Source organism: Dactylosporangium sp. NPDC049525 (assembly GCF_040676755.1).
Lineage (GTDB): Bacteria > Actinomycetota > Actinomycetes > Mycobacteriales > Micromonosporaceae > Dactylosporangium.
Genome location: NZ_JBFAPO010000040.1, coordinates 38,240 through 63,482, shown reverse-complemented (window position 1 = coordinate 63,482; position 25,243 = coordinate 38,240). Strand labels below are relative to the sequence as shown.

Sequence of the window (25,243 nt, the reverse complement as noted above, 5' to 3'; positions counted from 1 at the left end):
CGTGTCTGGCAGCGTGATCGATATCGTCCTTGTGCTCCTCGTGGTGATGTTCGCCGTCAACGGCTATCGCCAGGGGTTCCTCGTTGGTCTGCTGTCATTCGCCGGGTTCTTCGGTGGTGCGCTCCTAGGCCTGCAGATCGGGCCGCTGATAGCCGACCAGTTCGATGACGACCCGATCAGGGTCGTCATCTCGTTGGCGGCCGTCTTCGGCCTCGCGGTCGCCGGCCAGGCCCTCGCCAGCTTCGTCGGCAACCGGCTGCGCAGCGCGATCGTCAACCGCACCGCGCAGGGCGTCGACAACGCCGGCGGCGCCGTCGTCTCCGTCGTCGCCGTGCTGGTTGTGGTCTGGCTGGTCGCCGCGCCGCTGAGCCAGTCGTCGCTGCCGTGGCTGGCCAGTTCGGTGAGCAACTCCTTCATCCTCAACGGCGTCGACAAGCTCATGCCGCGGCAGGCCGACCAGCTCTCCGCCGCGCTGCGTGAGACCGTCGACACGCGCGGCTTCCCCGACGTGTTCGACGGCCTGTCGCCGACCCGCGTCCGCGAGGTCGAGGCGCCGGACCCGAAGCTCGCCGGCTCCGAGCTGGTGATGAAGTCCGAGCGGTCCGTGGTCAAGGTCCGCGGCATCGCGCAGAGCTGCTCGCGGCGCATCGAGGGCTCCGGCTTCGTGTACGCCACCGACCGGGTCATGACCAACGCCCACGTCGTCGCCGGCACCAAGTCGACCACCGTCGAGGTGAAAGGTGTGTCGAAGAAGGCCATTGTCGTCGCGTACGACCCCGACCGTGACCTCGCCGTGCTGTACGTCAAGGGCCTCAACGCGCCGGTCATGCCGTTCGCGACGAAGAAGGCCGAGACCAACGCCGACGCGATCGTGATCGGGTATCCGCTGGACGGGCCGTACAACGCGCAGTCCGCCCGCATCCGCGAGCACCGCAACATCACCGGCCCCGACATCTACGAGGACGGCAAGGTCACCCGCGAGATCTACACGATCCGGGCACTGGTGCGCAGCGGCAACTCCGGCGGTCCGCTCGTCGCCCCCGACGGCACCGTGCTCGGCGTCATCTTCGCCGCCGCCGCGGACGACCAGAACACCGGCTTCGCCATCACCGCCGACGAGGCGTCCGTCGTCGCCGAGGCGGGCAAGACCCACAACGACGCCACCGGCACCGGAAAGTGCGCCTGACGTTCTAGAAGCGGTCGGGGCGCCTGGTCCGGTGGTGGGTCAGGACCCCGGCGGCGCCGACGACCAGGATCAGCAGCGTGGCCACGAGGCCGATGGTGATGCTCGACCCGACCGGCTCGTCGTCCGGCGACTGCCGGGCACCGGCCAGGCCGGCCGCCTCGGCGGCCGGCAGCGGGGCCGCGCCGCCCTGCTCGCGGGGGATCGTCGAGGCCGTCGCCGAGGCGGTGGCCTGCGCCGGTTTCCCGGACCCCGCCTTCGGCGCGGCGACCGTCAACGGGTTCGCGGCGACCTCCTCCACCGGCTCGCGCAGCGCGGACAGGGGGTCGACCTCGCCGTAGCCGAACTGGTCGTCCCGCCCCGCCGGCCCCAGATCCTTCGCCGTGCCGATCAGCCGGTTGATCACGTTCGCGGCGCTCATCGCCGGATACTTCGACCGGATCAGTGACGCCGTCGCCGCGACCAGGGGCGCGGCGAAACTCGTGCCCTGGACCTGCCAGTACCCGCCGCCCGGGCGCGCGCCGGTGAGATTGTCGGCGGGGGCGGTCAGCACCGTCTCCGGCCCCGTCAGCGACCCCGACCACAGCCCGTCGGCCCCGCCGCCGCGCCCACCCGGCGCGGACGGGCTGGTCGTCGGCTTGGCGCTCGGCGACACACCCCCGCTCAACCCGGCGACCGCGACGACCCCGGGCTCCCGGGCCGGATACCACACCTCATGGATCGACGGATCCGTTGCCACGTTGCCGGTGCACGCGACGACGACGACGTCGTGGGCCGCCGCATACCTCAGCGCCTCCGCGATCGCGTCGCTGCGCAGCGCCCCGCCGAGCGATAGGTTCAGCACCGTCGCCCCGTGATCGACGGCCCACCGCATGCCCTTGGCGATGACTGCGGGGTCGTCGTATTTGTTCAGCTTGTCGAGCACCCGCACCGGCAGGATCTTCGCCCCCGGCGCGATCCCGGCGACGCCGGTGCTGTCGTCGGCCCGCCCCGCGATCAGGCCCGCCACCGTCGTGCCGTGCCCGACCGGGTCGACCCGGCCGTCGCCGCCGTCGACGAGGTCCACGCCCGGCAGCACCTGCCCGGCGAGATCGGGATGCGTCGCGTCGACCCCGCTGTCGAGGACCGCGACGATCACCCCGCTGCCCGTCGACACCTTCCAGGCGTCCTTCGCGTCGAGCGCGTTGAGCTGCCACTGCGCCGACCTGGTCTGATCGGCGGCGGCCGGCTGCGCCGCGACCAGACACGTCAGCAGCGCGAAGGCCGCCGTAACGAGGCCACGGGCGGCGGCGCGGGGGAGGGAGGCGGGTGCGATGGCACCCATTCTGGACCGTGTTGGTGGGGTCTGTCAGCCTCCCGCCCCGCCGCCGCGCGATTCTTAACCGGCAGCTAAATGTGTCCGCGCCGGCTCCAGAGTCGTTGCCGGGTCAGGTGAGCAGCCCGTACAGGCCCAGGACCGCGCAGGCGAGCGGCACCGCCGAGACCAGGCAGAGGATGTCGAGGACGTCCGCGGCGCGGCCGGCATACGGGGACATGGGGCGCAACGCCGCACGGGCACCGGTCAGGGCGGTGGCCGTGGCGGCCGCCGCGATCAGGGTGGCCAGCACGGGTGTGGGTGGGGCGGACAGGGCGAGGGCCGCCAGGGCGCAGGCGCCGGCGGTGAGCAGGGGCACGCGGTGGCGGACGGTGACGAACATGCGGGCGCGCAGCAGCAGGGCCAGACCGGCGATCGCGACCAGGGCCAGCCCGGACACGTCGCGGGAGTGGGCCAGGACCACGGCCGCCGCGGCGGCCGCGAGGGCACAGCCGAGCAGCATGCCGGTGAGCATCTCGTCGGTGCGGGCGACGGCGGCGAAGACGCGGCCTCTGTCCGGGGCCGCGCCGAGCCCGGCGCCGGTCGCGGTGAGGTCGCCGGGGAGGGCGACGACGGGCATGGGCAGCTTGCCGAGGCGGATGGCGAGCAGCGGGGTGCCGGCCACGCCGGCGACCAGCGCCGCGAGGACGACGGCGGCGGCCGCGGCGGGGCGCGTTTGCATGGCGAGGAAGGCGCCGGCGACCCCGAGCAGGGCGGCGGTGGCGCCGGCGACGAAGAGCCGGAGCAGGTGTGCGACGCCGGCGCCGGCGAGGAGGGCCGCAACGAGCAGCGCGGTCGAGGCCAGCAGGGTCCGGCCGTCGGCGCCGGCGAGCGGCGGGGCGGTGAGCCAGCCGAAGGCGGCCGCGAACGGCAGGCCATAGGCGGCGAGGGTCGCGCCGGTGAGCGCGTCGCCATAGGCCCGGGACGCGACCGTGCCGGTGAGGATCAGGACCAGCGCGGAGACCGCGGCGAGCAGCGGCAGGTCGCCCCGGACGGCGGCGGTGAGGGCGACGGCCAGGCCGGCGCCGGCGGCGGTGAGGGCGGCGGCGCGGGTCGCGGCGGGGCTCCACGCGACGCCCTGGCGGCGGGCGCCGGCGGCGATCGCGTCGACCACGTCGTCGAACTCGAGCTCGGGCCAGCTCGACCGGGCCGGGACCAGGTGCAGGACGGCGCCGTCGCGGACCTCTTGGCCGGCGAGGCCGGTGGTGGTGGACAGTGCGGTGCCGTCGCCGCGGCGCAGGAGCCAGCCACCGTGGCGCTCACCGTCGTCGGCCAGCCCGACGCCGGCGTGCTGCAGCAGCTCGGGCAGGAGCTCGGCCAACGGCACGGCGTCGGGCAGCGCGACGTCGACGCGCCGCTGGGGCGAGCTGATCGTCACGCGGGCCAGGCCGGGCGATGCTGCGGGCATGGATTAGAGGTATCACGGTCGATGGATGGGCGTCGTCCCGTCGCCGCGAATCGGACGTTGTGTGATGGAGTTGTCACGCAGGACGCATCTGGGGTCCCGCGCCGCCCGTGCCGGATTTACAGTTCCTGGCGTGAGCACGGTCGTCGTGAAGCGGTCGCCGCGGCGGCCCGCGCCCGAGATCCCGAGCGGCGACCTCGTCGTCCAGGCACCGCCGGAGCTCCCGCCGGCGCCGCCGTCGCGCTGGCAGCAGATGCTCCAGGTGGTGCCGATGCTCACCGGCACCCTCGCCACGGCGCTGCTGTTCGCCGGGCGGGACGGCGGGACGTATTCGTATGTGATCGGGGCGGTGTTCGGCTTCTCGACGCTGGGCATGCTGCTGACGTCGGCCGGTGCGGGCGGCGGGCCGAAGAAGGCCGAGATGATCGCCGCCCGCCGGGACTATCTGCGTCACCTGGCGGCGTTGCGCCGGCAGGTCCGCGACACCGCCGCGAAGCAGCGCACCGGGCTGCACTACCGGCATCCCGATCCGGGTTCGCTGTGGTCGACGGTGGACAGCTTCCGGTTGTGGGAGCGGCGCCCGAGCGACGGCGACTTCGCGGTCGTGCGGGTCGCGGTCGGCCCGCAGACCCTGGCGACGCCGCTGCACCCGCCGCTGACCGGGCCGCCGGCGGAGCTGGAGCCGCTGACCGCCGGGGCGCTGCGCCGGTTCCTCGACGCCTTCTCGGTGGTGCCCGACCTGCCGGTGGCGATCTCGCTGCGCAGCTTCGCCCGCGTCCATCTGAGCCCCGAAACGTCCGATCCGGAGGCAGCGCCGGCACTGGTACGGGCAATGCTGGCCCAGCTGGCGGTGTTCCACGCCCCCGAGGACCTGCTGATCGCGGTCTGTGCCGCACCGCACCGCCGCGAGCGCTGGGAGTGGACGAAGTGGCTGCCACACGCCATGCACCCGGCCCGCACGGACGCGGTCGGCCCGGTCCGGCTGGTCGCGGGCTCGGCGGTCGAGCTGGAGGGCCTGCTGGACGACCTGCTCGCCAACCGGGCCAGGTTCGCCCCGGACCGCAGCGCGGCGCAGCGGGCCGCGCCGCACCTGGTGGTCGTGCTCGACGGTGCTGACCTCACCGGCAGCGGCCACCTCGGCACCGACGGCGGCGTCGACGGGGTGACCCTGATCGACCTGGACGGCCCGCCGTCGCGGCTGCTCGATCCGGCCGCGATCGTGCTCGACCCGTCGGGTGGGCGGCTGACGACCACGGCCGTGCCCGCCGACGGCGACCCCGCCGGCCCGAGCGCGTCGATCGGGGTGCCCGACGCCCTCGCCACCGTCGAGGCCGAGGCGCTCGCCCGCCGCCTGGCACCACTGAGGTTGGCGGTCGCCGCCGGTACCGGCGACGACAACGCCAAACGGGACACCAGCACCGACCTGGCCGCGTTGCTGGCGCTGGACGACCCATGGTCGCTCGACGTGGCGAGGGCGTGGGCGCCGCGTCCGCACCGCGACCGGCTGCGGGTCCCGATCGGGGTCGACCCGCAGGGGCAGCCGGTGGAGATCGACCTGAAGGAGTCGGCGCAGGACGGCATGGGCCCGCACGGGCTGCTGATCGGCGCGACCGGATCCGGCAAGTCGGAGCTGCTGCGCACGCTGGTGCTCGGCCTGGCCGTCACACACTCGTCCGAGACCCTCAACTTCGTGCTCATCGACTTCAAGGGCGGCGCGACGTTCGCGCGGCTGGACCGGTTGCCGCACGTCGCCGCGTTCATCACCAACCTGGAGGCGGAGCTGCCGCTGGTCGACCGCATGACCGACGCGATCAACGGCGAGGTCGTGCGGCGCCAGGAGCTGCTGCGCCGCGCCGGCGACTACGACTCGGTCCGCGACTACGAGCGGGCCCGCGCCGGCGGTGCGCCACTCGCGCCGCTGCCGAGCCTGCTGGTGGTCTGCGACGAGTTCAGCGAGCTGCTGGAGGCGAAGCCGGACTTCATCGACCTGTTCGTGCAGCTCGGGCGGGTCGGCCGGTCGCTGGGCGTGCACCTGCTGCTGGCCTCGCAGCGGCTCGAGGAGGGCCGGTTGCGTGGCCTCGACACGCACCTTTCGTACCGGGTGGGCCTGCGGACGTTCTCATCGCTGGAGTCGCGCACGGTGCTCGGCGTCCCCGACGCGTATGAGCTGCCGCGCTCGCCCGGGCACGGCTACCTGAAGTCCGGGACCGAGCCGCTGACCAGGTTCAAGGCGGCATATGTGTCCGGGGCCCACCATCAGCCCGGACGATCGGGCGCGGCGGCCGGCCTCGGTCGGCGGGTCGCGGTGTACGACACGCGGTTCGCGCCGCCACGCGCGTTGCCGGATCCTCCGGCGGACGAGCCGACGGGGAGCCTGCTCGACATCCTCGTCGACCGGCTGGCCGGGCAGGGTGTCCCCGCGCACCAGGTGTGGCTGCCGCCGCTGGGCCCGCCGCCGTCGATCGACGAGCTGCTCGGCCCGGTCGCGCCTGTGGCGGGCCGCGGCCTGAGCGTCGCCGACCCGCGGCTGCGCGGGGCGTTGCAGGTGCCGGTCGGGCTGGTCGACAAGCCGCTGTCGCAGCGCCGCGACGTGCTGTGGCTCAACCTCGACAGCGCCAACGGGCACGTCGCCGTCGTCGGCGGCACGCAGAGCGGCAAGTCGGTGGCGCTGCGCACGCTGATCGCCGGGCTCGCGCTGACCCACACCCCCGCCGAGGTCCAGGTGTACTGCCTCGACTTCGGCGGCGGGCAGCTGCTCGGCCTGCGGGACCTGCCACACGTCGGCGGGGTCGCCGGCCGGCTCGACCCGGCCGCGGTCCGCCGCACCGTCGGCGAGGTCGCGGCGCTGCTCAACGACCGGGAGCGGCGCTTCGCCGAGACCGGCGTCGACAGCATGGCCACGTATCGGCGCCGCCGCGCCACCGCCGCGGCCGCCGACGCGTGGGGTGACGTATTCCTGGTGGTCGACGGCTGGGCGACGGTCCGCGGCGAGTACGACGACCTCGAAGGCGCGATCACCGACATCGCCACCCGCGGCCTGTCCTACGGCATCCACGTCGCCGCGTCCGCGTCCCGCTGGATGGACTTCCGGCCGGCGCTGCGGGACCTGCTCGGCTCCCGCATCGAGCTGCGGCTCGGCGACGAGAGCGACTCCCTCGCGTCCCGCAAGGCCGCCGCGAACGTGCCGAAGGAGGCACCCGGGCGGGGCGTCACCGCCGACGGGCTGCACCTGCTGGTCGCCCTGCCGGCGCTGGCCGGTGGCGACCAGGCCGACCTGGTCAAGGCGGTCGCGGCGGCCTGGAGCGGGGCGGCCGCGCCGCGCGTGCGGCTGCTGCCGAGCCACGTGCCCTACGCGGCCATGGCCGGCGCCGCCGCCGTCCCTGCCGACCCGGCCCGCCCGCTCGACCTGCCGATCGGCATCGCCGAGGTCGACCTGGGCCCGGCCCGGGTCGACTTCGGCGCGGAGCCGCACCTGCTGGTCTTCGGCGACGCCGGGTCGGGCAAGTCGACGCTGCTGCGCGGCCTGGCCACGACGATCAGCGACCGGTTCGCGCCCGAGGCGGCGCGCATCGTGCTCGTCGACCACCGGCGCAGCCTGCTCGGCGCCGTGCGCACCGAGCACCTCATCGGCTACGGCACCGGCGCCCAGCAGACCGAGGACCTCATCGCCTCCGTCGCCGCCTACATGCAGCGGCGCCTGCCGGGACCCGACGTGACCCAGGACCAGCTCCGCACCCGCGGCTGGTGGGCCGGGCCGGAGTGCTTCGTGCTGGTCGACGACTACGACCTGGTGGTCACCGGGCCAGGCAACCCGCTCGATCCGCTGCTGCCCTACCTCGCGCAGGCCCGGGACATCGGCCTGCACCTGGTCGTGGCGCGGCGCAGCGGCGGCGCGTCACGGGCATTGTTCGAGCCCGTGCTGCAGCGGCTGCGGGAGCTGTCCTCACCGGGCCTGCTGCTGTCCGGGGACCGGGAGGAGGGGGCGCTGCTCGGCAACGTCCGCCCCGGTCCGCTGCCGCCGGGGCGGGGCTGGCTGGTCACCCGCCGCGACGGCGCGCGCCTGATCCAGGTGGCGCACGTCGAGGCGGGCTGAGGCGCTATTCGATCGGTCGGGCGTTCGGGGCGACGCCCGGGTCGTGATAGGTGCCGTCCGCGATCGCTTCCTGGTAACGCTTGCGGGAGGCGACGATCTCGGCCTCGGCCTCGACCCGGCCCACCCACGTGGCGCCCTCGACGCTCTTGCCCGGCTCCAGGTCCTTGTAGACCTCGAAGAAGTGCTGGATCTCCAGCCGGTCGAACTCGCCCAGGTGGTGGATGTCGCGCAGGTGCTCCAGCCGCGGGTCCTCCGCGGGCACGCAGAGCACCTTGTCGTCGCCGCCCTTTTCGTCCGTCATGCGGAACATGCCGATCGCCCGCGAGCGAATCAGGCAGCCCGGGAACGTTGGGGACTGCACCAGCACGAGCGCGTCGAGCGGGTCCTCGTCCTGGCCGAGTGTGCCCTCGATGAAGCCGTAGTCGGCCGGGTACTGCGTCGAGGTGAACAGCGTCCGGTCGAGCCGGATCCGGCCGGTCGCATGGTCAACCTCATACTTGTTGCGTTGACCTTTCGGGATTTCGACCGTTACGTCGAAGTCCATCTGATGACTCCTCACCCTCGCACCGCTGCGCCGACCATTAGTCTCCCTGACAGCACCACGACGGAGAACGGGGAGGGTCCGTTGGCGAGGGAAAGACCACAGGTTGGCACTGTCGTCGCGGCCATCGCGCTGGTCGTGGCGCTCGTTGCCGCGCTCGGTTCGGTGTATGCCGGCCCGCAGACCATCCGGCTGCTGGGCCTCGCCGGGCCGGACGAGCAGGCCAGATGGACCGCCGGGGTCACGCCCGAACTGCCGCCCGCGGTCCTTTCCGCGATGGACAGCCAGGCGCCGCTGCCGTCGCCGGACGGGGTGAAGGCCGCGCTGACGTCGCTGCTGGCCGCGCCCGCGCTCGGCCCGCACATCACCGCCTCCGTCGTGGACGTGGCGACCGGACAGGTCCTGTTCTCCTCCGAGCCCGACGCGGCGATGACGCCGGCCTCGACCACGAAGATCGTCACGGCCGTGGCGGCGCTCGCCGCGCGCGGGCCGGCGTATCGCATCCCGACCCGTGTCGTCGCCGGCGCGCAGCCGGGCGAGGTCGTCATCGTCGCCGGCGGCGACCCGACCCTCGCCGTGTTCCCGACCTCCTACTATCCGGGAGCGGCCCGCCTCGACGACCTGGCCGCCCAGGTGAAGAAGGCGCTCGGCGACACGGCGCCGACGAAGGTCATCTACGACAACTCCGTGTTCACGGGGTCCGGGATCGGCCCGGGCTGGGACGCCGACGCCACCACCGAGGGCTCCGGCGCAGTGATCACCCCGCTGATGACCGAGGGCGGGCGGCCGAACAGCGGCAGGTACGCCATCCGGTATCCGCAGCCCGATGTCCAGGCCGCGCAGGCGTTCGCGAAGATGCTCGGGCTGCCGGCCGCCGCCGCCGTCGCGGGCACCGCGCCGGCGGGTGCCCAGGAACTCGGCAAGGTCGAGTCGGCGCCGATGGTGCGGCTGGTCGAGTTCATGCTGATGGAGAGCGACAACGTGCTCGCGGACATCCTCGCCCGGCAGGTCGCCCTCGCCAAGGGCCAGCCGGCGTCGTTCGAGGGTGGCGCCGCGGCGATGCGGGCCGTGCTGGAGGAGCTGAACGTGCCCGTGACCGGGTACGGGCTGGTCGACGGCAGCGGGTTCTCCCGCAACGACCGGCTGTCCCCGGCGCTGCTCACCACGCTCCTGGCGATGTCCGCCCGCTCCGACCGGGCCGACCTGCACGCGATCTTCGGCGGGCTGCCGGTCGCCGGGTATTCAGGAACCCTGGCGTTGCGGTTCACCAAGCCGCAGGAGGGTTCCGGCGCGGCCGGCATGGTCCGGGCGAAAACGGGCACGCTCACCGGCGTCAACTCGCTCACCGGGATCGTGGTGGACGCCGACGGGCGGACGCTTGCGTTCGCGTTCATGGCCGATCAGACCACCGACCGGGACAAGGCCGTCGTCGCGCTCGACCGGGTCGCCGCCGCGCTTGCCGCCTGTGGCTGTCGGTAGTCGGGGGACTACTGAAGGTCGAAGTCCGGTCGTCTCGGCGGCAGGCGGTGGTCGGGCGCGGGTACGGTGGGTTCATGGCGCAGTTCGTCGATTGGGATCTGGCCGCGGCAACCGCCGCGGCGTTGGGCAAGAGCGGCCCTGCCGTGTCCTACGAGGAGGCCGCCGCCGCAGTCACCGATCTTCGGGGATTGGCGGACGAGGCGACCGAGCACGTCAGCTCCTTCACCGGTCTGCGCACAAAACTTTTGGCACCGCCGGTGCGCATCGTCGACCGCCGTGACTGGGCGGCGACCAACATCGAGGGCCTCCGGCAGGTGATCCAGCCGCTCGCGGAGCGGCTCGCCGGCGGCAAGCAGCCGGGCCCGATCACCAGCGCGATCGGCTCACGGTTCACCGGCGTGCAGGCGGGCACCGTGCTGGCATATCTGTCGGGCAAGGTCCTCGGGCAGTATGAGGTCTTCTCCGCCGACCCCGGCCAGCTGCTGCTGGTCGCCCCCAACATCGTCGAGGCGGAGCGCCGGCTCGGCGCCGACTCCCGCGACTTCCGGCTCTGGGTGTGCCTGCACGAGGTCACCCACCGGGTCCAGTTCACCGCGGTCCCCTGGATGCGGGGCTATTTCCTGGGTGAGGTCGGCGCGTTCGTGGACGCCTCCCAGCTCAACCAGGATCAGCTGGCCGAGCGGCTCCGCCGTGGCATCGGTGCCCTCGCCGATGTGGTCCGCGACCCCAACAGCAAGGTGTCGGTGCTCGACCTGGTCCAGACGCCCGGCCAGCGGGCCGTGCTCGACCGGCTCACCGCCCTGATGACGGTCCTGGAGGGGCACGCCGAGTTCGTCATGGACGGCGTCGGCCCCGAGGTGCTGCCGTCGGTCGAGGAGATCCGGGCCAAGTTCAACCGGCGCCGCGAGGCGACCGCCAACCCGCTCGACCGGGTGCTGCGCAAGCTGCTCGGCGTCGACGTGAAGATGCGCCAGTATGCCGAGGGCCGCAAGTTCGTCCACGCGGTCGTGGAGCGCGTCGGCATGGACGGCTTCAACAAGATCTGGCAGTCGCCGCTGACCATCCCGCGCCTCGACGAGCTGGGCGACCCCGACGCGTGGGTGGTGCGGGTGCACGGCGCGAGCGCGCTGAACCGGCCCGTCGCCATCCCGCCCGTCGCGCAGGCCGCGACCGCCACGACCGTCCCGTCGCCGGCGGCGTCCCCGGCCAAGGCGGGGGTCGTCGAGGTGCCGCCGGCTCCCGTGCCGACGGTGCCGGAGCCCGTGGAGACGGCGCCGGCCGAGGCCGGCATCGCGGAGTCCACCGAGGTCGCGGGCCTGTCGGCCGAGGAGGCCACGGCGCCCACCCCGGTCACCGCGGCGACCACGACCGTCGAGCCCGCTGCCGAGAGCGTTGCCGAGCCTGCCGCGGAGCAGGGCGGCGGCGAGTCCGCTGCGGCGGATGATGCGGACGAGGTGGAGCCCGCCGAGGTGGAGCCGCCGGCGGCGCAGGCGGACGGCGACGACGAGGTCGACGACGCTCAGGATCGGCCGGCCAAGCCCGACGCCACCGGCTGATCGCGATGGCCGCGCTCGCGCCGGCCGTGGCCGCGGTGCGTGCCGCGGTCCGGCGTGGCCTGGCCGACGTGTCGCCCGGTGACATGGTGCTGGTCGCCTGCTCCGGCGGCGCGGACTCGCTCGCGCTCGCGGTGGCGGCCAGGTTCGTCACCCAGCGCATGCGCACGCACTGCGGGTTCGTCACGGTCGACCACGGCCTGCAGGCCGGATCCGGGGAGCGGGCCGCGCGGCTCGCCGGCTGGGCCCGGGACCACGAGTTCGACCCGGTGGACGTGCGGGCCGTGAAGGTCGCCGGGCACGGAGGGCCGGAGGCGTCCGCCCGTAACGCCCGGTATGCGGCGCTGGTCGCCGCCGCGAAGGCGCACCGGGCGGTCCTGGTCCTGCTCGGCCACACCCGCGACGACCAGGCCGAGACGGTGCTGCTGGCCCTGACCCGCGGCGCCGGCCCGCACGGGCTGGCCGGGATGCCGGCCAGGCGCGAGCGCCAGGGGGTGCTGTTCGCCCGGCCGCTGCTGGACGTGACGCGGGCCGACACCAGGGCGGCGTGCGAGGTGGCGGGGCTGACGCCGTGGGAGGACCCGCACAACACCGACCACGCGTATGCCCGCTCGCGCGTCCGGCCGCTGGTCGCCGCGCTCGGCCCGGCCGTGATCGACAACCTCGCCCGGACCGCGGGGCTGATCGCGGCCGACACCGCCCTGCTCGACGAGCTCGCCTCCGACGCGTTCGACAAGGCCTTTGTCGGCGCGGAGGAGCTCGACGTCGCCCAGCTGGAGCGGCTCCCGCCGCCGGTCCGCACGCGGGTGCTGCACTCCTGGGCCCGCCGGCTCGGGGTGTCCGGCGGCGCGCTCTCGCACCGCCACGTGGTCGCCATGGACGCGCTCATCACCGACTGGCACGGGCAGGGCCCGGCGGCGCTGCCCGGCGGCCTGCGGGTCGCCCGCCAGGGCGGCAGGCTGCGCCGCATCGCATAAGATCCACAAATGTCGAAAGACCTGCACCAGCGCCGGCCGGTCCACGCACCGCGCGGCGTCGTGGCGACCGCGCAGCCGCTCGCCGCGTCCGCGGGGCTGGCGGTGCTGCGCCGCGGTGGCAACGCCATCGATGCCGCCATCGCGACCGCCGCCGCACTGACCGTGCTCCAGCCGGGCTCGAACGACATCGGCAGCGACCTGTTCGCCCTGGTGTGGGACGGCTCACAGTTGCACGGGCTGAACGCCTCGGGTCGCTCGCCGGCGCTGCTGACCCGCGACCTCGTCATCGAGCGCGCGCCGGCCGCGCGCGCCGCGTCCGCGCTCGGCGGCGCGCAGGCCGTCGCGGCCCGGGTCATGCCGGCCCGCGGCTGGCTGCCGGTGACCGTCCCCGGCGCCCCGGCCGGCTGGCGTGACCTGCACGGACGCTTCGGCTCGCTGCCGTTCGCGGACCTGTTCGACGACGCGGTCGCCTACGCCGAGCGCGGCTACGGGGTGTCGCCGACCGTCGCGCATCACTGGGACCGCGCGGTCGAGGTGGTGCAGGCGGGGCTGACCGGCGAGGAGTTCACCGAGTGGAGCCGCGTCTTCACACTCGGCGGCCGGGCGCCGCGGGCCGGGGAGCGGTTCAGCAACCCGGACGCCGCCAGCACGCTGCGCTCCATCGCGGCGACCGGCGGCGAGTCGTTCTACCGGGGCGAGATCGCCGAGGCGCTGGTGGCCTACGCCGAGCGGACCGGCGGGCTGCTGCGGGAGGCCGACCTGGCCGGGCACACATCGCTCTGGGTCGAGCCGCTGTCGGTGGGGTACCGCGGGCACGAGGTCTGGGAGCTGCCGCCCAACGGTCAGGGCATCGCCGCGCTGCAGGCACTCGGGATCCTGGACGGTTTCAGCGCCGGTGGCGAGGATGACCTGCACCGGCAGATCGAGGCGGTCAAACTCGGCTTCGCCGACGCGCACGCCTACATCGGGGACCCTTCGCTGGTCGTACACCCGCCGCATCTGTTGGATGCCGACTATCTGGCGGAGCGCCGGGGCCGTATCGGCCCGGACGCCGCCGAGCACCCGCCCGGTGATCCCGCACGAGGCGGGACGGTCTACCTCTGCACGGCGGACGCCGACGGGCGCATGGTCAGCCTGATCCAGTCGAACTACATGGGCTTCGGCTCGCACGTCGTGGTGCCCGGCACCGGCTTCAGCCTGCAGAACCGGGGGGCCGGCTTCGCGCTCGCCGAGGGGCACCCGAACGAGGTGGGGCCGGGCCGGCGCCCCTTCCACACCATCATCCCGGGATTCCTGACCAGGGACGGCGCCGCGGTCGGCCCGTTCGGCGTCATGGGCGGGCACATGCAGCCGCAGGGTCACGTGCAGGTGGTCCGCTCGACCGTCGACGACTTGCTGGATCCGCAGGCCGCGCTGGACCGGCCGCGCTGGTACTGGCACACGGGGCTCGACGTGCACCTCGAGCCGGGGCTCGCCGGCGCCGCCGACGACCTGCGGCGGCGCGGGCACCAGGTGCGCATCGTCGACGAGCAGGGCGCCTTCGGCTACGGGCAGGCGATCTGGCGCACGCCGTCCGGCTACGTCGCCGGCTCCGAGCCCCGTGCGGACGGGATGGCGGCGGGCTACTGACCGTCCTGCGACCTCTCCTGCGACGCGGGTCCCTGTCGTGTGACCTCTTCCGCGACGCGGGTCGCTGTGTTGTGTGACCTCTCCTGCGACGCGGGTCTCTCGAGGGTGACCCGCCGTCGATCCGGGAGGGCCGATGCGGCAGGCTAGGGGCATGGCCGACGGCACCACCTGGCATGCGTCCGACATCGACCACGTGATCATCAGCGAGGAGCAGATCCGGGACAAAACGGCCGAGCTCGCCAAGCAGGTCGCGGCGGACTACGCCGACGCCGAGTCGATCCTCCTCGTCGGGGTGCTCAAGGGCGCCGTCATGTTCATGGCGGACTTCGCCCGCGCGCTGGGCCGGGTCGGCCCACCCGTCGAGCTCGAGTTCATGGCCGTCTCCTCCTACGGGCAGGGCACGACGTCCTCCGGGGTCGTTCGCATCCTCAAGGACCTGGACCGCGACATCGCCGGCCGCCACGTGATCGTCGTCGAGGACATCGTCGACTCGGGGCTCACGCTGTCGTGGCTGCTCAAGTATCTGCAGAGCCGCTCCGCGGCCCAGGTCGACGTGGTGGCGCTGCTGCGCAAGCCCGATGCGCTGAGAGTGAACGTGCCGGTGCGCTACGTCGGTTACGACATCCCCAGCGAGTTCGTCGTCGGATATGGGCTCGACTATGCCGAGCGCTACCGTGACCTGCCGTTCGTGGGGGTCCTCAAGCCGTCGGTCTACGGGCGCGGCTGACCCGGCTCTTCCTGAGAGTCTGCTGGGAGCATCTCCTCGGCGGCCCACGCCGATCCGCGACTGTCGGTGCCACGGTGTACCGTCAAATGGTCGCGAGCGTCAACCGGACCATACTCCTCGACGTTTTCGACATCGCGTCGGCACAGTGGGTCCGGCGTGGTCAGCGGTCTTACGGATGGAGGGGCCGGGCGCCGCGTGCGCCCGACGACAACATGGAACGTACCCGTTTGTTCCGCCGGCCGGTGGTCTGGATCCTCCTGGTGATCATCGGTGCGATCGTCCTTAGTTCCTTCTTCACGTCCGGCCCCAGCTACACCAAGGCGGACACATCGCAGGTGCTTGCCCTGTTGCGTGAGGGCAAGGCCAAGAAGGCGGTGATTCAGGACAAGGAGCAGACGCTCAGACTTGACCTGAGGACCAAGGAAACGATCAAAAACACCAAGACTGACAAGGTCGAGACCCAGTTCTCCGCCCAGTTCGCCGACGAGCTGCAGAACGAGCTCGCCACGCTGCAGGCGGACAAGAAGCTCGACCAGTACAACGTCAATGTCACTCAAGACAACATATTCGTCAGCCTCCTGATCAACCTGCTGCCCATCGCGGTGCTGGTCGTGCTGCTGCTGCTCTTCATGTCGCAGATGCAGGGCGGCGGCTCCCGGGTGCTCAACTTCGGCAAGTCCAAAGCGAAGCTGATCTCCAAGGACACGCCGAAGACGACCTTCGCCGACGTCGCCGGCTCCGACGAGGCCGTCGAAGAGCTGCACGAGATCAAGGACTTCCTGCAGGCCCCGGCCAAGTACCAGGCGCTCGGCGCGAAGATCCCGAAGGGCGTCCTGCTCTACGGCCCGCCCGGCACCGGTAAGACGCTGCTGGCCCGCGCCGTCGCCGGCGAGGCCGGCGTGCCGTTCTACTCGATCTCCGGCTCGGACTTCGTCGAGATGTTCGTCGGTGTCGGTGCCTCCCGGGTCCGTGACCTGTTCGAGCAGGCCAAGGCCAACGCGCCCGCCATCGTCTTCGTCGACGAGATCGACGCGGTCGGCCGCCACCGTGGCGCCGGCATGGGCGGCGGGCACGACGAGCGCGAGCAGACGCTCAACCAGCTCCTCGTCGAGATGGACGGCTTCGACACCAAGGGCGGCGTGATCCTGATCGCGGCGACCAACCGGCCCGACATCCTCGACCCGGCACTGCTGCGCCCGGGCCGCTTCGACCGGCAGATCCCTGTCGACCGCCCCGACATGGAGGGCCGCAAGGCCATCCTGCGGGTGCACGCCAAGGGCAAGCCGTTCACGCCCGACGTCGACCTCGACGCGGTCGCCCGCCGCACGCCCGGCTTCACCGGCGCGGACCTGGCCAACGTCATCAACGAGTCGGCGCTGCTGACCGCCCGCCACGAGAAGCGCGCGATCACCAACGACTACCTCGAAGAGGCGATCGACCGGGTCGTCGCGGGCCCCGAGCGGCGCACCCGCATCATGAGCGACCACGAGAAGCGGGTCACCGCCTATCACGAGGGCGGCCACGCGCTGGTCGCCTGGGCACTGCCGCACTCCGCGCCGGTGCACAAGGTGACGATCCTGTCCCGCGGCCGTTCGCTGGGCCACACGCTGGTCCTGCCGACCGAGGACAAGTACACGCAGACCCGCTCCGAGATGATCGACACCCTGGCCTACGCGCTGGGTGGCCGGGCCGCCGAGGAGCTCGTCTTCCACGAGCCGACCACCGGCGCCGGCAACGACATCGAGAAGGCGACCGCGCTCGCCCGGTCGATGATCACGGAGTACGGCATGAGCGCCAAGCTCGGCGCCGTCAAGTACGGCGTCGGCGACGGCGAGCCGTTCCTGGGCCGCACGATGGGCCACGAGCGGGACTACTCGGAGAAGGTCGCGGCCGAGATCGACGGCGAGATGCGCGCCCTCATCGAGATCGCGCACGACGAGGCGTGGGAGATCCTGGTCGAATACCGCGACGTGCTCGACCAGATCGTCGAGGAGCTGTTCGAGAAGGAGACCATCTCCCAGACCGACATGGCCCGCATCTGCGCCCGCGTGGTCAAGCGTCCCCCGATGGCTCCCTACAGCGGCAACGGCCGCCGGCGGCGGGCCCTCGAGTCCGGCGCCAACGGAGCCGACGTCGGCCAGCCGGTCGGGTTGAACGGCGACGGTGACCACGTGCGGATCACCAGTGGCGGCGAGACCACGGACGGCAAAAACTGAACGAGACCAGCAGCACCGAACCCGACGACAATGTCGTCGGGTTCGGTGTGTCCCAGGAGAGAATCGTCGAAGGCGACCTGATCGACGCCGGGGTCGAGCTCGACCACGTCGCGGCCCGGCTCGTCAGCGGAAAGCTCGGCGGCGTCGAGGTCGAGCGCAACGTCGACCTGAAGCGCATCGAGGACGCGGTCCGCGAGATCCTCCTGGCCATCGGCGAGGACCCGGACCGCGACGGGCTACGCAAGACACCCGCCCGGGTCGCCCGGGCCTATGCCGAGCTGTTCGCAGGGCTGCGCGTCGACCCCGCCCAGGTGCTGTCCACGACCTTCGAGGCGGACCACGAGGAACTCGTCCTGGTCCGCGACATCGAGGTCATGTCGATGTGCGAGCACCACCTGCTGCCGTTCCACGGCGTAGCCCACATCGGCTACATCCCCGGGCACGACGGTCGCATCACCGGCTTGTCGAAGTTGGCCCGGCTGGTCGAGGTGTATGCCCGGCGCCCGCAGGTCCAGGAGCGGCTCAACTCGCAGATCGCCGACCTGCTGATGACCGAGCTCAACCCGCGCGGCGTCATCGTGGTCATCGAGTGCACGCACATGTGCATGTCGATGCGCGGCATCCAGAAGGGCGGCTCGCGCACGATCACGTCTGCGGTCCGGGGGCTGCTCCGCGACGACGCGAAGTCACGCGCCGAGGCGATGTCGCTGATCCTGCGGGGCTGAGGCCTTTCCTCGCCCTTCCTCGCCTTTCATGGTTCTTGGCCGGCGTCCTGCTTCAGGGCGCCGGCGTCCTGCTGTCGGGGTCAGTCCAGGAACAGGACGGCGGCGAAGACGATCATGGGGATCAGGGCGAGGAGGCTGATCGCCATGCCCATCACCGGGGTCCTCGCCGTGGGGCGGCGGGTCGTCGCGCCGATCGTCAGCCAGCCCAGGACGAAGGCGAGCGCAGGCAGCACCAGCGCGCAGGGCAGCGCCAGCAGACTGATCTCGTCGAACCGCTCGCCTGCCAGCAGCGTCGGTACCTGGACGATGGCGGCAAGCACGGCGAACGTGAAGTAGATCGCGGCGTTGATCCAGACGCGGGAACTGGACGCCGTGCCGGACCGGTCAGGGGCGGCGAGCGCGCCCTCAGACTGCTTCAGGCCGGCCGCTGCCACGCGCAGGGCATGGGACACCCTCCCCGGTAGGGACTCGGGCGCTGGGGGGCTCAGAGGGCGCACGGTGCCTGTCCCAGTGGCGCCGGCGGCCACGGACGCCGGCACGCCGCTGACGGCCGCGGGCCTGACCGGGCCACCGCTGACCGGCGGGCGGGCCGGGCCTCCGCTCACCTGTGCCGGGCTCTTGGGGTAGGTCTGTGCGTGGCTGGGCGTGTGGCCTGGCGTGTGGCCTGGCCCGTGGCCTGGGCTCTGTGGGCGGGCAGGCACGCCGCTCACCGGCGGGCGGTAGGCCGGCTGCGCGCCCGTGGGACCGTTCAGCGCGCCGGTCGCGGGGCCGCCGGGGTAGTTCTGGAACGGGCCCATGATCGCGCCCGTGTTGCCCGCGGTGGAGCCCATGTAGAGGTTGCCCGTCGACGACGGCGCCGGGCTGGTGACACCGGGAGGCGCCGGCGGCGCGCTCACTGGCAGCGTGGCGGTGCGCGTACCCTGCTGCGGCCACGAGGCGGCCGGCTCCTGAGCGGTGCTGCGGCGGCGACCGGCGGGCTGGGCCGCACCGGTCAGCACCGCCGCGGCGGTCTGCGTCTCCTGCCAGCTCGGCACGAGGTCGAACGGCCGGCCACCGGCCTCCCGGGCGATCTCCGCCAGGAACGCCTGATGGTGGGCGAGCTTCGCGCGGATCGCGGAAAGGTCGTCGCGGGCGGCCTTCAACGCCGCCTTGTGCTCCGCGACCACCGCGATGACCTCCCGGCGGACCACGTCGAGCCGCTGCCCGGCGGCAACGTAGTTCAGCCACGCGGTCCGGCTCGGCTCACCGACCGGCGTCGGCGGCGTGCCCCACGGCCCGCTGAGCTGGGCACAGACCCGCCGCACCAGGTCGGCGGGCGGGTCCGGGTCGAGATACACCGGTGCGTTGAGCCGGGCCGGGGTCACCCCCGTGCCGGAGAACGTGCCCCCCGGCGGGTCACCCACCCACGCGTGCGGGTTACGGATCGCGATCTGCGTCGCGTGCGGCAGCGGCGCCTGCGTCGTCTCCGCCGTCAACGGCGGCGGCGGCCAGCCCGCGGCGATCAGATGCAACCGTCCGGCGGGACCCGCGTGCGCCAGCCCCGCGATCCGGGCCAGATCCCGGCCCTCGGTGAGCTCCGGCAGGGAAGCGATCACGATCAGCAGCGTCGGGCCGGGGCTGTCGGTGCGGGCGGCAATCCACTGCTCGCCCTCGTCCAGCACCGCGCGAAGCCCCTCCGCATCGCTCACCGGCGGCGGCATGATCGACTCGATACCGGTGAACCACCCGAACGTGGACCCCGAGTCGACCGCGTCGATGGCGCGGATGCGTACCGAACCCGGCGGTGACGAAGCCAGCAGCCGCAGCACCAGACTGCGCAGCAACCCCGCGACCCGGCTGTCCCTGGCGTCGGCGTCGATGGCGATGTGCCCCGCCCGCAGCAGCGGCACCACCACGGGGAACCGCGCGTCATCCAGCGGATGCGCCTGCCCGACCCGCACGAACGTCGGCGGCAACGGCCCCCCGAGCGGCGTGCTCGGCGCGAGCGCGTCCAGCTGCGCACCCAACCAGCCGGGGGCCAGCATGTTCGCGTCCGCCCGCAACTCCGCGGTGAGGTCGTGCTGCTCCGCATATTGCGAGGCCGGCGCCGCGCTCGGCGAATACCCGTCCAGGACCGGCCCAGCGGCGGCGACCAGCGCAGCGGTGTGCCGGTGCAGCGCAGCCGCTCGCTCGATCCGTGCCCGCAGGCGTGCCACCGTGCCCCTTTCCGATCCAGCAGATGCGGGAACGGTAACGCAGACCGCGGAACCAGTCAGTAGGCGCACTGGGAGTCTTACGTTCCCGCAGGTGCAAGCTCTGGTCTTCGCATCCCCGCCCACCTCTTTCGATCTTGCACGGGATGCCGCGGGTACTTGCGATCTTGTGGTTGTTCACCGCCGGCGGCGCGGGAGCTTGTGTTGTTCGGCGCCAGCGGCGCGGGAGGATGCCAGTCCCCGTACGGGCGGATAGCCTCTGATGCGTGGACCCATCGAAGCCGAACGAGCCGAGCATTGATCAGGGCAGGTCGATTCCCCGCTCCCGGCCCGGCGACGACGAGGTGCTCGAGGGCGAGGTCATCGGCAAGGACGAGCCCCTCGGCCGTCCCGCCGCCGTTCCCCCACAGCCACCGGAGCCCCCGAAGCGAGGCCTCGGCCTGCGCAAGACGCTGCTGCTGGTGCTGGCGGTTGTCGCGGTGGGCTTGTGCCTGGGCGGCTCAATCACCGCCTACGTCCTGTACGACAAAGCCACCAGGCCAGAGCGTAGTAGCCCCTCGGCCACGCTGCAGCAGTATGTCAGTGCGCGCTTTGAGCGGAGGGATGCGATTCGTGCTCATGTGTTCGAATGCTCGTCGCCGCAGCTTCAAAGTGTGAGCGAGGCGCTTGCCGAGATTGAAGAATTGGAACGTAAGTATGGTATATCTGTTAGCACGTCGTTGTCTGATCTTGAGGTAAATAATAGCGATACGACTGCTGATATACGCGCCAATGTCAACACCGTAATTCCTGAGCAGAACGGTCAGGACTCGATTCGCGTGCAGAAGTGGACCTTCCATCTCGTGAAAGAAGATGGCTGGCGAGTCTGTAGCGCCGAGAGAGCCACGTAGATCTATTCGATCCAGACCAAATGGATCGGTAGTTCGAGGGTTTTTGGTGCCTGGCCACTCCAGGCCCACCGGTACCAGTCCAGCTCCGTGCACACTCGGACGCAGATGTCGCCCTCGGCGCTGTTGTACGGCTCCGTCACCGCACGGAGATCTCGCTCGTCTCGCCCGACCTTGTCATCTGGCCCGGGCAGTCGAATCACCCGCAGCCCGGTGACAGTTCCGACCTCGCGTACCGGCCTCGGCGGCCGGGCCGGCGGTGCGTCCAGCGACACTAACCGCCCCACCAGGTCCGAGCCGCCTTCCGCCGGCTTCACCGCTGACGAAATCCGCTCCACCCAGACCCGCTCAATCGGCACCAGCGGCGCGAAGACCTCGGTCTGTTCGGATTCGGCCCGGTACCACTCCTGCTCCGGCAGCACCGGTACATACGTCCGACTCGCCTGCACCACCGCGTCATCGACGCGCAGGTCGCCGCGCCAGCCGAGACCTGGCAGTCCGACCATCGCCCGCCGCCCCCGTAGGTCGCGGACGGACCCGGCCGGCACCAGTTCAATGCCCGCCGGAGTGCGTTCGGTGTTGCCGGCGATCAGATCCCAGTCGGGAAGATCGTCATCGCTGGGACGGTTGCTCACGGCTCGGCTCCGAGTGGTGCACCCATCAGCTGCATGAACTGCACCGGATCGACCGCACCGTTCTTGCTCGAATCGTTGTTCCGGTGCGTCTCGAAATGCAGGTGTGGACCCGAAGAATGGCCCGTCGTGCCCGAGAAGCCGATTTCCTGGCCGGGTGCGACGCTCTGGCCGACGACGACGCTCGGCTGTTTCACCATGTGGCAGTACCGAGTGATGATGCCGTTGGCGTGCATGATGTCGACGAACCATCCGCAGCCGCGAACTGACGGCGAACCGTCGCGGTCGCAACCCCAGGGTTTTCCATTCGGCCCGATCGCATCGCAACGGACCTTGATGACGCGGCCCGCCGCAGCGGCGTGGATGACGGTACCCCTCGGCACAATGAGATCGACGCCTTGGTGGGTGGGACGGGAAGCAGTCCGGAACCCCGACCCCACCTTTCCCTTGACCGGCGCCGTCCACCCTGATGCGGCGATCTGCCCGGCATTGACACATGTCAGATCGGTCTGGTCTCCGACGGCCCGCGCCGCGCCGCCGGTCAAGGAGTTGACGACCGTCGACGCCAGTTCCTCGTGTTTCGCATAAGCGTTGGGGTACGCGCTGCGCTGCACCTTCTGCGCGGCCCGGGTCAGGCTCATGGTCTGCCAGCCGGGAACGGTCACCAGCTTCTCGTAGAACTTCCGCGACGCGTACTTCGGATCCATGATCTGTTCGGGCGTGCCCCAGCCGGTGCTGGGACGTTGCTGGAACAGGCCCAGCGAATCGTGGTCATTGCGGTTGCCCAGGTTCGGCAGGTTGCGCAGCCACGATTCCTGCATCGCGGTCGCGACGGCGATGACCCACCCCCGTGGCGGGACATTCAGGTCCTGTCCGACCCGAACGATGATTGCCGCGTTGCGCACCTGCTCGGGACCCAGCCTGCGATGACTCGGCATCTCCGCCGATACGTCGACCAGTTTGCCGTTGCCGCAGCCGGAATCGTACGTGACGGTCTTGTTTGCCGCATCGAGGAAGAAGGACACCACGCCGCCGCCACAGCACACCAGCACCAGTACCGCGGCGAGCGCGATCAGGAGCGCGGGACGGATCCTGCGCCGACCGTCTGTGCCGTCGCCGTCGGCGGTCTCGAAGTCGGTCACGCCACCTCCCAGTCCAGTGAGGTGACCTGCCAGCGCCCGTTGATGGCCTCGAGTTGCAGGACGATGGTCCCGCCGTCAGCCGGCACCTTCGCGGTCGCGACCTGCCCGAAGTCCTCCAGGGCCGTGGGGCCGGTGATCGTGGCAGTCGGTACGTCGGCCGGGTCCGTGTCGGCGAGGTCCTCCATCAGTTCGCTCGACGCGTCCGGCTTCAGCCCTGCCCGCCACTGCTCGCCGGTGACCCCCGCCTTGCGGATCCACGCCTTCGCGAACCGCGTGGCCACCGTGTTCGCGTCGGCGGCACCCTTGCTCAGGGACGGCGCCACCGAGGCCGGTTCGTCCTGGACTCCGTCGTCACCGAGCGAGCTGTACGGATCCGGCGTCGTCGGCGTGGCCGGAGCGACGGTCGGACCGAGCGCGTCGTTGGTCGACCGGTCACCCTCGGTGAAGACAATCCGGCCGAACCCCACGACCACGAGCACCACAACGATGAGCACCATCGCGATGCCGTACCGCGTGCCGAGCAGACGCAGAACCGTACGCATGGATGCTCACCCCGGCAGGTTTGCCGACTCCGGCCGTCGAGTCGGCGCCCGGTCTGGCACGGACCGTTCCGAGTCGGGTCGATAGATCGAATACGACGGCGCCGTCTCCGCCGGCGAGTCCGGCTCCTCCCACATCGGCTGCCGGCGCTGGCGCTGTGGACTGTCCTGTCGCGCGGGCCGTTCTTCAGGTCTTGCCACCCGTTCGCCGGTCCCCGCGGACCGCTCACCGGCACCCACCGGCAACGAGTCCTCGTCCCGGGATTCGGGCCGCTGCCGAACCGGACCGTCCTCGCCGCGCTGCCGCGGTTCGTTCGTCCCTCCGGCGTCGACGACCTTTAACGCGGCCGCCTGGCGCACATCGCGCAGGAACAGCCGGTGCCAACTGCCGGCCGACGTGATCGCCCGGGTCGAGTCCTTTCCGCCGAGTTGTGTGATCCGGCGGTAAGGGCGCAGTAGCAGCCAGCCGACCACCCCGGTCAGCCAGATCAGCAGCACCTGCAGCCATCCAGCCAGCGAAGCGGTACCGAGGATCAAGCTGACCGCGAAGAGATAGATCGCAGAGCCGGTTCCAAAGATGATGATGTTGAACATTGCCGCGATGACGGCGTTGCCGAGCCGCCGCAATCCAGCATTAGCCGGTCGAAGCAACCCGACCGTGCCCAAGATCGGCGACGCGATCACCGCCCACCGGAAGATCAAGAAGCCAAGGATGACCAGCACTGACGCGGTGACGTCAAAGAGCGCAAAGAACAAAGCTGAAAGGATCGCCAGGAACCCCGCTCCAATGCGGTCCATTCCCTTGCTTCCCTGAAGATGCTCGTATGCCTCCGGATCTTCGGTCTTGATCTGTTCGGCAATGCGCATCCAGCGTTGCTTTTTCTCTTCGGTGACAATCTTACGCATTGAGGACTCGACCGGGGGTCCGGGACGCTTGTCGACGATTCGTTGCTCTTCTTCTTTTGCTGCGCGTCGTTCATCTGCGCGGATCTTCTCAATGTCTTGCCATGAGAATGATTTGGCGTCGTATAGCGCCGGACCATACTTGGTTGCAGTTGTGCTGTCGGCAGACCCCAGGGTGCCTCGAAGCCAATTTTTGTAGAGAAGTCCGTCAACTACTGTGTTGCTAGCCCTGACCGCCGGCGGCCGCGGGTCGGCGCAGGCGGACGGATCTGGATTCCGGCACTCATCTGGTGGAATCTCCTGAGATGGTGGACCTACCGCGTCGTGGATTACGCCCAGACTGGACACCAGAGTCTTGTCTGCGAGGCCTGCTGCTAGCGTCGGCCATTCCGCGATTCCGGTGATGAGCACCATTACGAAGAGCGCCCAGCCAGCCGTTGTGACGGCATTGGACAGATCGGACTGTCTTGAGCGCCACAATAGGTAGAGCCCAACGATCGAAATCGTTACGGCTCCGAATGCGGTAAATACTTTGGCGTACACCGCCTTCGTCGCTTGCTCGACGAGGGGCTCTGCCCAACCCCACATGTACGATGGGTCCCAAGCGCGTTCCCGCAGTGCATTCGATGCGCCGATGACCGAAGTGGCAAGCAGGAACTCGCCATTGGCTATTGTGTTCTCGAATTCCGCACTCGGATTGGTTACCACCGAAGCGCATTTAAGATCATAAGTGGTAAAGTCGTAGCCAGCGTATCCGTATTCACTGTATCGGAAGCGAAGGCGTGATGTCTCAGGGGTGGTTGGCTGCTGAGAAAACCAGCCGGCCATTCCCGAATCCGGGGCGTCCGGAGTTGGTGCGTCCAAGCAGCTCACTCGAGACTGAATATCTACCTGCAGTCGATCGGCGCAGTTCTGGAAGTTGCTCGGAACCCGCCACTCTTCTACAGAGCACAAGCCTCCCTCCGGTGCCCGGACTGGTGCTGGTGATGCGGCTGCTGGCCCTACCGGTCCGCCGAACAGCGTCGCCACCGCGGTGACGATGACTACGGCTGCGTACACGGGCAGG

At 71.2% G+C, this 25,243-nt stretch carries 17 protein-coding genes and 1 pseudogene; 10 read left to right on the top strand and 8 right to left on the bottom strand.

Annotation, left to right across the window (positions count from 1 at the left end; translation table 11 throughout):
- Position 1 precedes the first annotated feature (1 nt).
- The gene (locus AB0K00_RS39340; RefSeq protein WP_363531774.1) at positions 2-1,186 is read left to right on the top strand and encodes a MarP family serine protease; all 1,185 of its coding nucleotides are present in this window, start codon (positions 2-4) and stop codon (positions 1,184-1,186) included.
- Between the two features lie 4 nt (positions 1,187-1,190).
- On the opposite strand, the gene AB0K00_RS39335 is transcribed toward AB0K00_RS39340, so the two are convergent.
- Together AB0K00_RS39335 and eccD are read right to left on the bottom strand one after the other, a co-directional pair.
- A complete protein-coding gene (locus AB0K00_RS39335) occupies positions 1,191-2,507 on the bottom strand; it encodes a S8 family serine peptidase (RefSeq protein WP_363531771.1) in 1,317 nt (438 codons plus the stop codon).
- Positions 2,508-2,610: 103 nt separating this feature from the next.
- Positions 2,611-3,945 (bottom strand): type VII secretion integral membrane protein EccD, encoded by a 1,335-nt coding sequence (gene eccD / locus AB0K00_RS39330; protein WP_363531768.1) that lies wholly within the window; start codon positions 3,943-3,945, stop codon positions 2,611-2,613.
- A gap of 130 nt (positions 3,946-4,075) precedes the next feature.
- Here eccD and eccCa point away from each other — a divergent pair, with 130 nt between their 5' ends.
- Complete coding sequence (gene eccCa, locus AB0K00_RS39325; RefSeq protein WP_363531765.1) at positions 4,076-8,035, top strand: type VII secretion protein EccCa; 3,960 nt, start codon at positions 4,076-4,078, stop codon at positions 8,033-8,035.
- Between the two features lie 4 nt (positions 8,036-8,039).
- On the opposite strand, the gene AB0K00_RS39320 is transcribed toward eccCa, so the two are convergent.
- Positions 8,040-8,579, bottom strand: coding sequence for an inorganic diphosphatase (locus tag AB0K00_RS39320; RefSeq protein WP_363531762.1), 540 nt, complete (start codon positions 8,577-8,579; stop codon positions 8,040-8,042).
- A gap of 81 nt (positions 8,580-8,660) precedes the next feature.
- On the opposite strand from AB0K00_RS39320, the gene dacB reads away from it, so the two are divergent.
- From dacB to folE, 7 genes and pseudogenes are all read left to right on the top strand, one after another.
- The gene (gene dacB / locus AB0K00_RS39315; protein WP_363531759.1) at positions 8,661-10,055 is read left to right on the top strand and encodes a D-alanyl-D-alanine carboxypeptidase/D-alanyl-D-alanine-endopeptidase; all 1,395 of its coding nucleotides are present in this window, start codon (positions 8,661-8,663) and stop codon (positions 10,053-10,055) included.
- 74 nt (positions 10,056-10,129) lie between these two features.
- Positions 10,130-11,173 (top strand): annotated as a pseudogene (locus AB0K00_RS39310) (zinc-dependent metalloprotease); the annotation flags it as partial.
- Positions 11,174-11,616: 443 nt separating this feature from the next.
- Positions 11,617-12,585, top strand: a complete 969-nt coding sequence (gene tilS / locus AB0K00_RS39305; RefSeq protein WP_363531756.1) for a tRNA lysidine(34) synthetase TilS — start codon at positions 11,617-11,619, stop codon at positions 12,583-12,585.
- Between the two features lie 9 nt (positions 12,586-12,594).
- Positions 12,595-14,214 (top strand): gamma-glutamyltransferase family protein, encoded by a 1,620-nt coding sequence (locus tag AB0K00_RS39300; protein ID WP_363531753.1) that lies wholly within the window; start codon positions 12,595-12,597, stop codon positions 14,212-14,214.
- 151 nt (positions 14,215-14,365) lie between these two features.
- The gene (gene hpt / locus AB0K00_RS39295) at positions 14,366-14,941 is read left to right on the top strand and encodes a hypoxanthine phosphoribosyltransferase (RefSeq protein ID WP_327006663.1); all 576 of its coding nucleotides are present in this window, start codon (positions 14,366-14,368) and stop codon (positions 14,939-14,941) included.
- 212 nt (positions 14,942-15,153) lie between these two features.
- The gene (gene ftsH / locus AB0K00_RS39290; protein ID WP_363531749.1) at positions 15,154-17,157 is read left to right on the top strand and encodes an ATP-dependent zinc metalloprotease FtsH; all 2,004 of its coding nucleotides are present in this window, start codon (positions 15,154-15,156) and stop codon (positions 17,155-17,157) included.
- Between the two features lie 47 nt (positions 17,158-17,204).
- Positions 17,205-17,882: a GTP cyclohydrolase I FolE gene (gene folE / locus AB0K00_RS39285; RefSeq protein WP_363531747.1), complete on the top strand. Its 678-nt coding sequence runs from the start codon at positions 17,205-17,207 to the stop codon at positions 17,880-17,882.
- 80 nt (positions 17,883-17,962) lie between these two features.
- Here folE and AB0K00_RS39280 read toward each other — a convergent pair whose 3' ends face one another.
- Positions 17,963-20,077 (bottom strand): hypothetical protein, encoded by a 2,115-nt coding sequence (locus tag AB0K00_RS39280; protein WP_363531744.1) that lies wholly within the window; start codon positions 20,075-20,077, stop codon positions 17,963-17,965.
- 263 nt (positions 20,078-20,340) lie between these two features.
- Between AB0K00_RS39280 and AB0K00_RS39275 the strand changes: the two genes are divergently transcribed.
- On the top strand, positions 20,341-20,964 hold the full coding sequence (locus AB0K00_RS39275) for a hypothetical protein (protein ID WP_363531741.1): 624 nt from the start codon (positions 20,341-20,343) through the stop codon (positions 20,962-20,964).
- A gap of 2 nt (positions 20,965-20,966) precedes the next feature.
- Here the strand turns inward: AB0K00_RS39275 and AB0K00_RS39270 are convergent, their stop codons facing one another.
- The 4 genes from AB0K00_RS39270 to AB0K00_RS39255 are packed head-to-tail and all read right to left on the bottom strand — an operon-like array spanning position 20,967 to position 25,236.
- Complete coding sequence (locus AB0K00_RS39270) at positions 20,967-21,554, bottom strand: hypothetical protein (RefSeq protein ID WP_363531884.1); 588 nt, start codon at positions 21,552-21,554, stop codon at positions 20,967-20,969.
- Positions 21,555-21,592: 38 nt separating this feature from the next.
- Positions 21,593-22,684 (bottom strand): M23 family metallopeptidase, encoded by a 1,092-nt coding sequence (locus AB0K00_RS39265; protein ID WP_363531881.1) that lies wholly within the window; start codon positions 22,682-22,684, stop codon positions 21,593-21,595.
- A gap of 47 nt (positions 22,685-22,731) precedes the next feature.
- Positions 22,732-23,277, bottom strand: a complete 546-nt coding sequence (locus AB0K00_RS39260; protein ID WP_363531738.1) for a hypothetical protein — start codon at positions 23,275-23,277, stop codon at positions 22,732-22,734.
- A gap of 6 nt (positions 23,278-23,283) precedes the next feature.
- On the bottom strand, positions 23,284-25,236 hold the full coding sequence (locus AB0K00_RS39255) for a DMT family transporter (protein ID WP_363531878.1): 1,953 nt from the start codon (positions 25,234-25,236) through the stop codon (positions 23,284-23,286).
- Between the last annotated feature and the right edge of the window lie 7 nt (positions 25,237-25,243).